The following is a 12,708-nucleotide window of genomic DNA, read 5'->3' as shown; positions in this document are numbered from 1 at the left end:
AATCGGGGCTTTTTTTATTTCATTTGTACTCGTGTACTGGTACAGTGCAGCACATTGAGATGTAGTCACAATATAAATGACTGGAGAGATGGCTAAATGGCAACACTAACCACCACCCAAACATCACCTTCGTTGCTCGGCGGCGTGGTGATTATCGGCGGCACCATTATTGGCGCGGGGATGTTTTCTCTGCCAGTGGTCATGTCCGGGGCGTGGTTTTTCTGGTCAATGGCAGCGCTGATCTTCACCTGGTTCTGCATGCTGCACTCCGGGCTGATGATCCTTGAAGCTAACCTCAATTACCGCATTGGTTCCAGCTTTGACACCATCACGAAAGATCTGCTGGGCAAAGGCTGGAACGTGGTGAACGGCATCTCGATTGCTTTCGTTCTCTATATTCTGACCTACGCGTATATCTCAGCGAGCGGGTCGATTCTGCATCACACCTTCTCGGAGATGTCGCTGAATGTTCCGGCGCGCGCGGCGGGTCTTGGCTTTGCGCTGTTGGTGGCATTTGTGGTGTGGTTAAGCACCAAAGCGGTTAGCCGCATGACGGCGATTGTGCTGGGTGCGAAGGTAATTACCTTTTTCCTGACCTTCGGCAGTTTATTGGGACACGTTCAGCCCACAACGTTGTTTAACGTGGCGGAAAGCAATGCTTCTTATACGCCGTACCTGCTGATGACGCTGCCGTTTTGCCTGGCGTCGTTCGGCTACCACGGTAACGTCCCGAGCCTGATGAAGTACTACGGTAAAGATCCGAAAACCATTGTGAAGTGTCTGGTGTATGGCACGCTGCTGGCGCTGGTGCTGTATACCGTATGGTTACTGGGAACGATGGGGAATATTCCACGTCCGGAGTTTATCGGTATTGCGCAGCAGGGCGGTAACATTGATGTGCTGGTACAGGCGCTGAGCGGCGTACTGAACAGCCGCAGCCTGGATCTACTGTTAGTGGTGTTCTCTAACTTTGCGGTGGCGAGTTCATTCCTCGGCGTCACGCTCGGTCTGTTTGACTATCTGGCGGATCTGTTTGGCTTTGATGACTCGGCAATGGGGCGTTTTAAAACGGCATTGCTGACGTTTGTGCCGCCAATTGTGGGTGGATTGCTGTGGCCGAACGGTTTCCTGTACGCCATTGGCTATGCAGGACTCGCGGCAACCATCTGGGCTGCCATTGTTCCGGCGCTGCTGGCCCGTAAATCCCGCGAGCGTTTCGGTAGCCCGAAATTCCGCGTCTGGGGCGGCAAACCGATGATTGCGCTGATCCTGGTATTTGGTATCGGCAACGCGATTATCCATATTCTGTCGAGCGTTAATTTGTTGCCTGTATACCAGTAAAACCGTTGCCCGGTGGCGCTGCGCTTACCGGGCCTACAGTACCGTGTAAGCCGGATAAGGCGTAGCCGCCATCCGGCACAAACCGCGCTACCCCAACAATTCCTGCTTCACATCCATCGCCAAATCAAACGAATGAAGACGTGCCTGATGATCAAAAATCTGGCCGTTAACCATAATTTCATCGGCCTGGGTTTCACGCAAAATGGCATCAAGACCGTGACGCACTTTTGCCTTATCACCAACCAGCGACATGCTCAGCGCCTGTTGTACGCCGTACTGTTCAGAAGCGGACCACAGCTGATGCATATTCTCTACCGGCGGTGGTAGCTGGCCGGTTTCGCCACGACGCAGTTTCACAAACGCCTGCTGCATCGAGGTGAAAAGAAACTCGGCGTCGCGATTGCTGTCAGCGGCAATGATGTTGATGCACACCATCGCATACGGCTTTGCCAGCCGCGCTGAGGGTTTGAACTGGGTGCGATACAGATGCAGCGCCTGATGCAGCATATCCGGAGCAAAGTGTGAGGCGAAGGCAAACGGCAGGCCGAGCTGGGCTGCCAACTGTGCGCTGTACAGGCTGGAGCCCAATAACCAGACCGGGATCTGCTCGCCGTAGCCGGGAACCGGGCGCACATGAGGGTTAGGATCGCGGGCGTCGAACCAGTCCACCAGTTCAGCTACGTCGCGTGGGAAGTTATCGATATCACCGCTCATGTGGCGGCGCAGCGCACGCATCGTTGGCTGATCGCTCCCCGGCGCGCGGCCAAGCCCAAGATCGATGCGTCCCGGATACAGCGTATTCAGGGTACCGAACTGCTCGGCGATCACCAGCGGCGAATGATTAGGCAGCATAACGCCACCGGAACCGAGATGCAGTGTGGTGGTATTGGCAGCCAGATAGCCAATCAGCACTGAAGTTGCCGCGCTGGCGATACCGACCATGTTGTGATGTTCTGCCAGCCAGTAGCGGTGGTAGCCGCGCTTTTCGGCCAGTCGGGCGAGATCAAGCGAGTGTGTGAAGGCCTCTTTTGCCGAAGAACCTTCAGGGATCGGTGCCAGATCCAGCACCGAGAACGGAATAGTTTTGTCAGTCATAACGGCTCACTTTGTTACCGGTTAATCTTTTAATACTGCATTAAAATTTGATTACCGTTGTTAACAAAGTGAGCTTTTTTACGCCCGCAGCTCCAGACCAGCCAGTCGCTTCCAGTAGCCATTGCAGTCACTGTGGGCGGCAAGAGGTAATGGGGCCGTGCCATTTTCATTGGCGCGGAAGGCGTCGAGCATGGCGAATGTTTCAGTGCCTGAAGGGGACAGACGCACAATATCAACCAGACCCTGCATCGATGTCAGCTCGTTGCCGAGGTTGTAGACATAGCCGCTCATGGTCTGGATCCCGTTGAGGACAAAGACCTGCTGATTCTCCTGCGACAGCACATCGCGTCCGTTCGGGTATTTGATGCAGCAGGTTTCACATTCGTCTTTGGGACGATCTTCAGAGCGTGCGGTAAAGCAGCGGGCGGAGTATGCCAGCGGCAGATGCCCGTAGCTCAGCACCTCTACTTCAAACTGATTGCGAATACCCAGCTCATCACACTGGTTGAGCAGGTTTACCAGCCAGTCGCGGGACAACTCTACCGGCATACACCAGCGCACCATGCCCTGCTTGAGCAGTAAACGCAGGGTTACCGCGTTGTAGCAGTTGAGCGCATGCCCGGCGACAAACGGCAGCTTACGCTCGGCGCACATGTTTACCACGCCGAGATCGCTGGCTTCCAGCAGGAAGTCGCCATTTTCAACATAGCGCTTCAGTTCTCCCAGCTCAGAGGAAGCTTGCACCAGCGCCAGCGTCGACAGCACCACCTGTTTACCGCTGCCCGCGAGTGATTTCGCCATATCCAGCCAGTCGCCCACTTTGGTGGCGCGACGTTTACTGCATACCGCTTCGCCAAGATAGATAACGTCGGCCTGGCTTACGGCGGCCTGCTGATAAAAATCTTCCAGCGTTTCTTTCGGCCAGTACCACAGCACCGGCCCTAAGGAATATTTCATTGCTTCTCTCACTGCCATTTACGGTGATACGCGCCAAGCGTGGTCTGCGTGCCTTCGGACATTGAACCGAGCGTTTCCATCCACGCGTCCTGCGGGGCGTAGTTTTGCGGGTCGGCCATACAGCGGTCGATCGCCTGACGCCACACTTTCGCCACCTGGCTGACATAAGCCGGGCTGCGCTGACGTCCCTCGATTTTGACCGAAGCAATATTGGCGGCCAGTAAGTCGGGCAGCAGTTCCAGCGTGTTCAGACTGGTAGGCTCTTCCAGTGCATGATAGCGTTCGCCATCAACCAGATAGCGGCCTTTGCATAACGTCGGATAACCGGCGTTTTCTCCATCCTGATAGCGATCGATCAGAACTTCGTTTAGGCGGGATTCCAGCCCTTGCGGGGTCTGTTGCCAGCGCACAAAGCGAGCAGGGGAGCAGGCACCCACGGTGTTTGGCGATTCGCCTGTCAGATAAGAAGATAAGTAGCAACGACCTTCTGCCATAATGCACAGACTGCCGAAGGCAAACACTTCTAACGGAACTGGGGTTACGCGGGCTAATTGCTTCACCTGATGAATCGACAGCACGCGTGGCAGTACGACCCGCGCAACGTCAAAGTTGCGATGGTAGAAATTAATTGCCTCTTCGTTAGTCGCAGATGCCTGAACGGAGACATGGCGCTCAATATGGGGATAGCGCTCTGCGGCATACTCAAGCATGGCGAGGTCGGCGAGGATCAGCGCATCCGCCCCCAGTTGCGCTGCCATATCAACGGCACGCTGCCAGCGTACATACCCATCCGGATGGGCAAAGGTGTTAATCGCAATGTGCAGCTTACGGCGGTGCTGATGAACGAAACTCACCGCTTCCTGCAATTTTTTCTCGGTAAAATTAAGGCCGGCGAAATGACGGGCGTTGGTATCATCTTTCAGCCCGATGTAGACAGCATCAGCGCCGTTCTCGATGGCCGCCTTAAGCGCCGGGAGGTTTCCGGCAGGGCAGAGCAGCTCCATAATTTATCCTGAACGTTGCGCCATGTCGGGCGCAGAAATGTTAACGAAGAGGGATTTTAGTTAACCTTGCTGAGACAATTTTTGATTTGAGGCAGTTAAAGTCGTATTGGTGACACCAATAAAGAGGTAACAATTTCGTAGCGAATTGTTGATTTATGCCGCTATGTCGTTTATTTGATATGGCAAAATAGCAGGACTATTGAAACAGGGAGTAAAGCTCGTGTTGGATAAACTGCGTTCACGCTTAGTACATTTAGGTCCTTCTCTGATGAGTGTACCGGTTAAACTGACGCCCTTTGCGCTGAAGCGCCAGGTTCTGGAGCAGGTCCTGAGCTGGCAGTTTAGTCAGGCGCTGGCCGATGGGGAGCTGGAGTTTCTCGACGGTCGCTGGCTGAGCATTCATGTGCGTGACATCGGCCTTAAATGGTATACCTCTGTTCAGAACGATAAACTGATCGTCAGCCAGAATGCAGATGCGGATGTCAGTTTTAGCGCCGATGCCAGCGATCTGCTGATGATCGCGGCGCGTAAGCAGGATCCAGATACGCTTTTCTTCCAGCGTCGCCTGGTGATCGAAGGTGATACAGAATTAGGGCTGTACGTAAAAAATCTGATGGATGCCATCGAACTGGAGCAGATGCCTAAAGCGTTGCGCGTCATGCTGATGCAGTTGGCGGATTTTGTTGAGGCGGGTATGAAAACGTCGCCAGAAACCAAACAGACCTCGGTAGGTGAGCCATGCTGATTCGAGTTGAGATTCCCATTGATGCCCCTGGTATTGATGCATTGCTGCGCCGTTCATTTGAGAGCGATGCGGAAGCAAAATTAGTCCACGACCTGCGTGAAGATGGTTTCTTAACGCTGGGTTTGGTTGCTACCGATGATGAAGGTCAGGTAGTGGGTTACGTCGCGTTCAGCCCTGTCGATGTGCAGGGTGAAGATCTGCAATGGGTCGGCATGGCGCCGCTCGCGGTGGATGAAAACTACCGGGGACAGGGCCTGGCGCGTCAACTGGTCTATGAAGGACTCGATTCCCTGAACGAGTTTGGCTACGCCGCGGTGGTTACGCTGGGCGATCCGGCACTGTACAGCCGCTTTGGCTTTGAGCTGGCAGCGCATCATGACCTGCGTTGTCGCTGGCCGGGCACCGAAAGCGCGTTCCAGGTTCATCGCCTGGCGGATGATGCGCTGGAGGGCGTGACAGGCCTGGTGGAATACCACGACCACTTCAATCGTTTTTAACATGCGGGGCTTGCAGGCTGCTCAGTAGAGCCTCAAGCCCTTCGCCTTCTACAAGGCGCTCTTTCTGGCGTTTTGTAAGCTGCTTGACCCGATACTCTATGCGCAGGGCCAGCGAACGGTCGCCAACCTGCGCCGCAAATGCCAACGTGAGTTCCCCCTTTCCACGTAGCGCCTTCGCGCCTTTCCCACTTTGATGCTGCTTATAGCGGCGCTGCACATCGGTGGTTATTCCGGTGTATAAGGCGTTGTCAGCGGTACGGATCAGGTACAGATACCAGGGTGTCATTGTCACCATCGACGTGATAATTTTCAGGCCTACAGTATAAAAGAGAACAGAAATGGAAACACTGACTGCGGTGTCTCGCTGGCTGGCAAAACAGCACGTCGTGACCTGGTGTGTACACCATGAAGGTGAATTGTGGTGCGCCAATGCGTTTTACCTGTTTGATGCGCAGAAGATGGCATTCTATGTGCTGACCGAAGATAAAACGCGCCATGCGCAGATGTCGGGACCGTGTGCACCGATTGCCGGCACGGTAAATGGTCAGCCCAAAACGGTCGCCCTGATTCGTGGCGTGCAGTTTAAGGGGGAAATTCGCCGTCTTGAAGGGCAGGAGAGTGAAACCGCGCGTAACGCCTACAACCGCCGTTTCCCCGTCGCCAGAATGTTGCCAGCGCCCGTGTGGGAGATTCGACTGGATGAAGTCAAATTCACGGACAACACGCTGGGCTTCGGTAAAAAGATGTACTGGCTACGTGATCTATAGTTAAAAGAGTGATTGAAGCGTCAGGGGAAAATAAACGATGAGCCAGGTGTTAATAACCGGTGCAACGGGTCTGGTGGGTGGACATTTATTGCGGATGCTACTGAATGAACCCCGGATCAATGCCATTACGGCGCCGACGCGTCGACCGCTGGCTGATACGGTTGGCATCTATAATCCCCACGATCCGCAGCTAACCGATGCTCTGGCGCAGGTTACCGATCCGGTCGATATTGTCTTTTGTTGTCTGGGAACGACCCGACGTGAAGCGGGCAGCAAAGAAGCATTTATCCACGCTGATTATACGCTGGTAGTGGATACAGCTCTGACGGGGCGTCGACTGGGGGCACAGCATATGCTGGTGGTGAGTTCGATGGGCGCTAATGCCAATTCACCGTTTTTTTATAACCGGGTGAAAGGTGAAATGGAGCAGGCGCTGATCGCGCAGAATTGGCCTCGGCTTACCATTGCCCGGCCTTCCATGCTATTGGGTGATCGGGATAAACAGCGGGCTAATGAGATGTTTTTAGCACCGTTGTTCAGGCTGCTGCCGGGTAACTGGAAGTCGATTGAAGCGCGCGATGTTGCGCGGGCAATGTTGGCAGAAGCGCTGGCGCCTGGGCATGAAGGGGTTTCGATCCTGACCTCTTCCGAGTTACGCGAAAGGGCTAAATAAAATGTCGGATGGCGCTGACGCTTATCCGACCTACAAACGATAACGTCCTGTAGGCCGGATAAGACGCCCATGCGTCGCTATCCGGCATCAGTATTACTTAATAAACGTAAAGGCCGTCGTGACGCGTTTCACGCCGCTTACCCGGCTGGCGATGTCTGCCGCTGCCTTCGCTTCGCGTTCGGTCACCAGACCTAACAGGAACACTTCTCCATTCTCGGTCGTGACTTTCACGTTAGAGGATTTCACCTGATCGCTGGTCAGTAACTGGGAACGTACTTTGGTGGTTATCCAGGTATCGTTGGACGCATCGCCCAGACCGATTGGCTGGCCCTGACGGATCTCATTAAAGACCTCAGTCGTACCTTCTACGCCCATCGCAATCTGTTTTGCTCGTGCAGACAGTTCGCTATTCGGCGACTGACCGACCAGTAGCACTTTACCCTGATATGCGCTCACGTTGATTCGCGCTTCTTTCTTGATCTGGGCATCTTTCGACAACGCCGTATTGACGCGTAATTCCAGGGTTCCATCATCTACCTGGGTGCCGACGCTGCGAGGATCCGTCGCGGCTTTGGTGCCGACAGCAGCAGTTCCGACAACGGCAGCAGCGACACAGCCTTGCAGCAGCAGTGCAGCGATAATCACAGCAAGCGGCGAAAATGCCTTCATGTGTACTCCTTAATCATCCTGGTGAGGGAAAAGCGTGTTATCGATGAGATCGCAAAGGCAGTTGACCGTCAGCATGTGCATTTCCTGAACGCGGGCGCTGTGGTGTGAGGGGATACGGATTTCAACATCCTGCGGCCCCAGTAATCCGGCCAGTTCCCCTCCGTCATACCCGGTCAGCGCGACGATTGTCATGTCGCGTGTCACGGCGGCTTCAACGGCTTTTACGATATCGCGGCTATTACCACGCGTAGAGATTGCCAGCAGAACATCTCCTGCATGTCCCAGCGCACGGACTTGTTTTGCATAAACTTCGTCGTGCAGGCGATCGTTGGCAATCGCAGTTAAGACCACATTATCAGTGTTTAGTGCAATCGCAGGTAAACTTGGGCGTTCTATTTCAAAACGATTGATCATGCTGGCAGCAAAATGCTGTGCGTTGGCAGCGGACGTCCCATTACCACAACAGAGAATTTTGTTGCCATTGAGCAGGGACTGAACCAGCGTCATGGCGGCACGGGAGATCGCATCCGGAAGTGCTTCAGCCGCAGCTATCTGAGTTTGAATGCTTTCTGTAAAGCAGACTTTAATTCTATCTAACACGCTAATCCTTAAGAACCAGGCTCTGAATCTTCAACTATGAGCGGTCGTTGAACGCGTCCTTAAACCACTCAACATCATTTCCGGTGAAGGCTAACACATCGAACCGGCAATCCACAGTATCAAAACTCCCATTGTGGCGCGCAAGCCACAAGCGGGCGGTCTGTAATAATTTGTGTTGTTTGCTCCGGGTCACACTCGCCGCTGCGCCGCCAAACTGGGCCGAGCGCCGATAGCGAACCTCAACAAAGACGGTGGTGTTGCCTTCACGCATTATCAGGTCGATTTCGCCGCTACGCTCACGCACGTTAGCGGCGATAAAATGCAGTCCCTTGCTTTGCAGCCAGTCACGCGCGGTGGATTCCCACGCGTCACCGGTCTGTTTACTCGTTAACTGGCGGGGACGACTTGTCCTTGCTGGTATTTGAGCCATGATAACTTCCTGTTAATCACACAATCCGGCGTTGCGGTTAAGGCCCCGGTGTTGCCGTTAATTTCGAAACCCTGTACCTGACGCATTTGCGAGAAGTGGTTGGCAAGTGACCAGGCATCGACGCCCATGGCATACATACGTGCCAGTGAGTAGTCGTTACGAACCGCGCCAAGCGCCTGCTGCATGAGAGGAGCGTTAGCACCTGCCAGCATCGGTATTTCGCTGTACTGCAAGCCTTCCATCTCCAGACGGAAATCCGGGCCAGCAGTTCCCTGCGCGCTACGGGAGCTGGCGTACAGCGTTGCGCCGCTCTGGCTGCCGTTGCGCATAGCGATCATCGGCTTAATAAAGGCAATTTCTTCCGGCGTCGCCAGAATATACACGGCATCAACACGGCCGCTGCCGCCGGTGATCTGCGCATCTGTAGGCGCAGCCGGAATCGTCAGACCGCCAATCGTCACGCCAGGTTGCGCAGGTACAGAGGAGGCCACCGGGCTGCCCGTCAGGGAAATTCCCGAACCGCCGTTGACGCCCATTTTCAGCTCGGCGGTGGAGCCAAACTTCTGCTGCAACACTACGCCACCGCCCAGCTTTTGCCATTCCTGTGCAAAGGCGTTGGCAACGCGATCGCCTAATGAACTCCGCGGGATCAACAGCAGTGGTGCTTGTTTTCCTTGTTCACGGATGTGGCGTGCGGCATCGCGCGCTTCATCTTCTGGCGACAAAGCGAAGTAGCAGACGTTCGGCAGGTTTTTCACCGACTCCGGCTGATTAAGCGCCAGCACATTTAATGGCGTGTTGCTTTTCATCAGCTCTTCAACATTGTTTTTCAACAGCGGACCAACCACGATGCTGGCGCCATCTTGCTGAACCTGAGTCAGGATCTGATTCAGCGGCTGTGACGACGTGTCGTAGATTTTCAGCTCTGCAGACGGATTCGCCGGTGCGCTGGCGGTTGTTGGCTGAGCGGATGCTGCGGGCTGCGCAGCAGGTGTTTCTGGCTGAGCTGGCGTCTCGTTGGTCAGATCGCTTACTGACGCCTGAGAAGGGCTGGCAACACCGTCAGTCGTTTGCGGCTGTTCCGTGGTCGTCGCAGCAGTTGTATCCACAGCAGGCGCAGCTACAGCAGGGGCCGATACGGGTTGAGTACCCATATTTTTCGCCGCTTCAAAGCCTTGCTGAATAGTCCGGCCAAATACAGCGGCCTGACCGTTCAGCGGCAGCAGCAGCGCAATTTTGCTGGTGGAGGCGGGCTTAAAGCTCTGCACGTTAACCAACTGCGTTGGCAGCATTTTTGCGCCCGGGTTTTGCGGATAACGTTTCTGCCAGTCAGCAATCCCGGCTTTCATCATGTCCGGATCGTTACGGTTATCGAACCAGACGCGCTGGAGATCCAGCCAGCCTTGCAGCACGTTTTCATCCGCATTGATGACCAGCGCCTGCGCTTGTTCCTGGGTCATGGATGACAGCGCCTGCCATGTGGCATCGATGTTTTTCTGCTTAGCATTCGCGGGCAGCAGCGGTTCCTGGGCGATCAGGGCGCGCAGTAGCGTCAGTGATGGGCGCCCCTGGTTGACGTCGATTTGCGCCTGCCAGTATCTGGCCTGCTGGTTTTGATCGAAATCGGCAGGAGTGAGTTTATCCAGCAGGGCCTGAGCGCCAGCGATATCTTTCTGCGCGAGCTTGATCTCGACGGCGAGCAACGACTGCTCACGACGCTGAGTATCGCTGAGTTTCTGCGGTAGCTGGTTGAACAGCTCGGTAGCCTGCTGGCTCTTGCCTTCTTTCAGCAGTGCACGAATGGCGAGTAATTGCCAGTTGGTCTTGCTATCATCTGAGCTTTGCTGCATTTGTTGCAGATAAAAGCCGGAATCAGCCTGCGCAGTGCCCTGCATATGGGCTGCACTCTGGTCTGGTGCCTGGGTGCCACAGCCTGCGAAAATCAGTGCTGCCAGAATGACTGGTAGCGCGCGTGCGGCTTTCAAACGAGAAAATGTTGAGGGTACCATACTGTATCCAGTGATATTTTTTTACTCAATGCTCAATATTAAATCGGCAATACGGACGACACAATGAAACAACACGAATCGGCGGATAATTCTCAAGGCCAACTCTTTATTGTACCTACTCCTATAGGAAATTTGGCTGATATTACCCAACGAGCGCTCGAAGTTTTACAAGCCGTTGATTTGATTGCCGCTGAAGACACTCGTCATACAGGATTATTGTTACAACACTTCGCGATTAACGCGCGTTTGTTCGCGCTACATGACCACAACGAGCAGCAAAAGGCTGAAACGCTGGTTGCGAAGCTCAAAGAAGGGCAAAACATTGCGCTGGTTTCCGATGCCGGAACGCCGCTGATTAACGATCCTGGTTACCATCTGGTGCGCACCTGTCGCGAAGCGGGGATCCGCGTTGTTCCTCTGCCGGGCCCTTGCGCGGCGATTGCTGCCCTAAGCGCTGCTGGTTTGCCTTCAGACCGCTTTTGCTATGAAGGTTTTCTGCCTGCCAAATCGAAAGGGCGTCGTGATGCGATGAAAGCCATTGAGGCAGAGCCGCGTACGCTTATTTTTTATGAATCTACCCACCGCTTGCTGGATAGCCTGGAAGACATGGTTGCCGTCTGGGGCGAATCCCGTTACGTGGTGCTGGCGCGAGAGCTGACCAAAACCTGGGAAACCATTCACGGCGCACCGGTCGGCGAGCTGCTGGCGTGGGTAAAAGAAGATGAAAACCGTCGCAAAGGTGAAATGGTGCTGATTGTCGAAGGGCATAAAGCGCAAGAAGACGACCTGCCTGCCGATGCGCTGCGAACCCTGGCGCTGCTGCAAGCCGAACTGCCGCTGAAAAAGGCCGCCGCGCTGGCCGCTGAAATCCACGGCGTGAAAAAGAATGCATTGTATAAGCACGCACTGGAACAACAGGGAGAGTAAGAGGGGCTGGATTTATCGCCGGCTTGTCGGAAGAACGCGCCAACGCGTTGCAGCTAAAAGGCAAACTGCAACGCATTGGCGCGACGAAACGGGAGATGTGGCGGGTAATTTAAACGACCAGCAGTTCAACGCCTGTTTTAGTCAGCGCTGATTTATCCTGTTTGCTGATGCTGTCGTCGGTTATTACGCAGTTAATCTTCTCCATGGGAAGTACCTGATTAAATCCACGTCGGTTAAATTTTGTCGCATCCAGTACGGCAATGACCTTATGTGCAGCCGCCGCCATTACGCTACTAATCGAATAGCCTTCATTGAATGTCGTAATACCATTAGTGGCATCAATCCCGTCAGCGCCCACAAACATCAGGTCAGCGCTTATCCCTTGTAGGGAACGTTCAGCGATAGTGCCATGCATTGAATGCGTTTTGTGACGCACCGTGCCACCGCAGACGACCAGCGTAATATCTTTGTTTTCCGATAACGTAAACGCAGCAGGCAGGCTATTGGTAATAACAGTGATATTACTTTTTCGGTTTAGCGCCTCAGCGATCAGTAAGGTCGTGCTTCCGCTATCGAGAATGACGGTCATGCCTTCTTCGACCATTGCGGTCGCGGCCTGGGCGATCCTTTTTTTCGGATCGCTGGCAAGTTGATACCGCTCTTCCAATATCACTTCCTGATTGTCGCCTTCAGCCAGGTGGCTTCCTGGTTTTGCCGCTCCGCCGTGAAAACGGGTGACAAGACCTTTCTCCTCTAATAACCGCAGGTCGGCGCGAATAGTCACTTCAGAAATACCAAAGGTATTCGAAAGGTCCATTACCAGCACGCTGCCTTGCGTATTAATCAGGTCGACAATTTTGTTCCTTCTCTCAAATGAGTTCATATTGATTTACCTGATAATTTAACTATCACTAGTTTAATCGAAGGATTGCGAAAGGTGAACGCTAAATTTCGAAAGGAAATGTGAGCCAGCGCAGGTTGCTGGCTCGTGAGG

At 54.1% G+C, this 12,708-nt stretch carries 15 protein-coding genes; 6 read left to right on the top strand and 9 right to left on the bottom strand.

All coding sequences use genetic code 11. From position 1 onward, the window contains the following. The first annotated feature begins 96 nt into the window (after positions 1–96). Positions 97–1,341: a tryptophan permease gene (gene mtr, locus EHN13_RS23335; RefSeq protein ID WP_124022160.1), complete on the top strand. Its 1,245-nt coding sequence runs from the start codon at positions 97–99 to the stop codon at positions 1,339–1,341. Positions 1,342–1,428: 87 nt separating this feature from the next. Here mtr and EHN13_RS23330 read toward each other — a convergent pair whose 3' ends face one another. From EHN13_RS23330 to ubiU, 3 genes are all read right to left on the bottom strand, one after another. Then, the gene (locus tag EHN13_RS23330; protein ID WP_032938295.1) at positions 1,429–2,436 is read right to left on the bottom strand and encodes a luciferase-like monooxygenase; all 1,008 of its coding nucleotides are present in this window, start codon (positions 2,434–2,436) and stop codon (positions 1,429–1,431) included. Positions 2,437–2,514: 78 nt separating this feature from the next. After that, positions 2,515–3,393: a U32 family peptidase gene (locus EHN13_RS23325; RefSeq protein WP_420912878.1), complete on the bottom strand. Its 879-nt coding sequence runs from the start codon at positions 3,391–3,393 to the stop codon at positions 2,515–2,517. Between the two features lie 8 nt (positions 3,394–3,401). Next, positions 3,402–4,397, bottom strand: coding sequence for a ubiquinone anaerobic biosynthesis protein UbiU (ubiU, locus tag EHN13_RS23320; RefSeq protein WP_115642792.1), 996 nt, complete (start codon positions 4,395–4,397; stop codon positions 3,402–3,404). A 220-nt stretch (positions 4,398–4,617) separates the two neighbouring features. Here ubiU and ubiT point away from each other — a divergent pair, with 220 nt between their 5' ends. Both ubiT and EHN13_RS23310 read left to right on the top strand, forming a co-directional pair. Next, entirely contained in the window at positions 4,618–5,142 is a 525-nt protein-coding gene (gene ubiT / locus EHN13_RS23315; RefSeq protein ID WP_124022158.1) for a ubiquinone anaerobic biosynthesis accessory factor UbiT, read from the top strand. Then, the gene (locus tag EHN13_RS23310) at positions 5,136–5,639 is read left to right on the top strand and encodes a GNAT family N-acetyltransferase (RefSeq protein WP_003024966.1); all 504 of its coding nucleotides are present in this window, start codon (positions 5,136–5,138) and stop codon (positions 5,637–5,639) included. The genes ubiT and EHN13_RS23310 overlap by 7 nt, the downstream gene beginning before the upstream one ends. On the opposite strand, the gene EHN13_RS23305 is transcribed toward EHN13_RS23310, so the two are convergent. Further along, positions 5,626–5,934, bottom strand: a complete 309-nt coding sequence (locus EHN13_RS23305) for a GIY-YIG nuclease family protein (RefSeq protein ID WP_269149339.1) — start codon at positions 5,932–5,934, stop codon at positions 5,626–5,628. The two genes, EHN13_RS23310 and EHN13_RS23305, sit on opposite strands and share 14 nt — an antisense overlap. Before the next feature lie 43 nt (positions 5,935–5,977). Between EHN13_RS23305 and EHN13_RS23300 the strand changes: the two genes are divergently transcribed. Together EHN13_RS23300 and EHN13_RS23295 are read left to right on the top strand one after the other, a co-directional pair. Then, positions 5,978–6,406 carry a YhbP family protein gene (locus tag EHN13_RS23300; protein WP_124022157.1) on the top strand — a complete coding sequence of 143 codons (429 nt, stop codon included), beginning with the start codon at positions 5,978–5,980 and terminating at the stop codon, positions 6,404–6,406. A gap of 37 nt (positions 6,407–6,443) precedes the next feature. Next, entirely contained in the window at positions 6,444–7,079 is a 636-nt protein-coding gene (locus EHN13_RS23295) for an NAD(P)H-binding protein (protein ID WP_003024957.1), read from the top strand. Between the two features lie 93 nt (positions 7,080–7,172). Here EHN13_RS23295 and dolP read toward each other — a convergent pair whose 3' ends face one another. From dolP to EHN13_RS23275, 4 genes are read right to left on the bottom strand one after another with little or no spacing between them, the layout of a single operon-like run. Then, entirely contained in the window at positions 7,173–7,748 is a 576-nt protein-coding gene (dolP, locus tag EHN13_RS23290; RefSeq protein WP_003024954.1) for a division/outer membrane stress-associated lipid-binding lipoprotein, read from the bottom strand. A gap of 9 nt (positions 7,749–7,757) precedes the next feature. Further along, positions 7,758–8,348, bottom strand: coding sequence for a DnaA initiator-associating protein DiaA (gene diaA / locus EHN13_RS23285; protein WP_124022156.1), 591 nt, complete (start codon positions 8,346–8,348; stop codon positions 7,758–7,760). Positions 8,349–8,382: 34 nt separating this feature from the next. Next, positions 8,383–8,778, bottom strand: a complete 396-nt coding sequence (locus tag EHN13_RS23280; RefSeq protein WP_124022155.1) for a YraN family protein — start codon at positions 8,776–8,778, stop codon at positions 8,383–8,385. Beyond that, the gene (locus EHN13_RS23275; RefSeq protein WP_124022154.1) at positions 8,736–10,787 is read right to left on the bottom strand and encodes a penicillin-binding protein activator; all 2,052 of its coding nucleotides are present in this window, start codon (positions 10,785–10,787) and stop codon (positions 8,736–8,738) included. Before EHN13_RS23275 ends, EHN13_RS23280 begins: the two co-directional genes overlap by 43 nt. A gap of 63 nt (positions 10,788–10,850) precedes the next feature. Here EHN13_RS23275 and rsmI point away from each other — a divergent pair, with 63 nt between their 5' ends. After that, positions 10,851–11,714 carry a 16S rRNA (cytidine(1402)-2'-O)-methyltransferase gene (gene rsmI, locus EHN13_RS23270; protein WP_003024942.1) on the top strand — a complete coding sequence of 288 codons (864 nt, stop codon included), beginning with the start codon at positions 10,851–10,853 and terminating at the stop codon, positions 11,712–11,714. Between the two features lie 109 nt (positions 11,715–11,823). Here rsmI and EHN13_RS23265 read toward each other — a convergent pair whose 3' ends face one another. Further along, on the bottom strand, positions 11,824–12,597 hold the full coding sequence (locus EHN13_RS23265) for a DeoR/GlpR family DNA-binding transcription regulator (RefSeq protein WP_124022153.1): 774 nt from the start codon (positions 12,595–12,597) through the stop codon (positions 11,824–11,826). Positions 12,598–12,708 lie beyond the last annotated feature (111 nt).

This window comes from Citrobacter youngae (assembly GCF_003818115.1).
GTDB classification, from domain to species: Bacteria; Pseudomonadota; Gammaproteobacteria; order Enterobacterales; family Enterobacteriaceae; genus Citrobacter; species Citrobacter youngae.
Note: the sequence above shows the minus strand (reverse complement) of the source record. Positions and strands in the feature narration are given on the sequence as shown.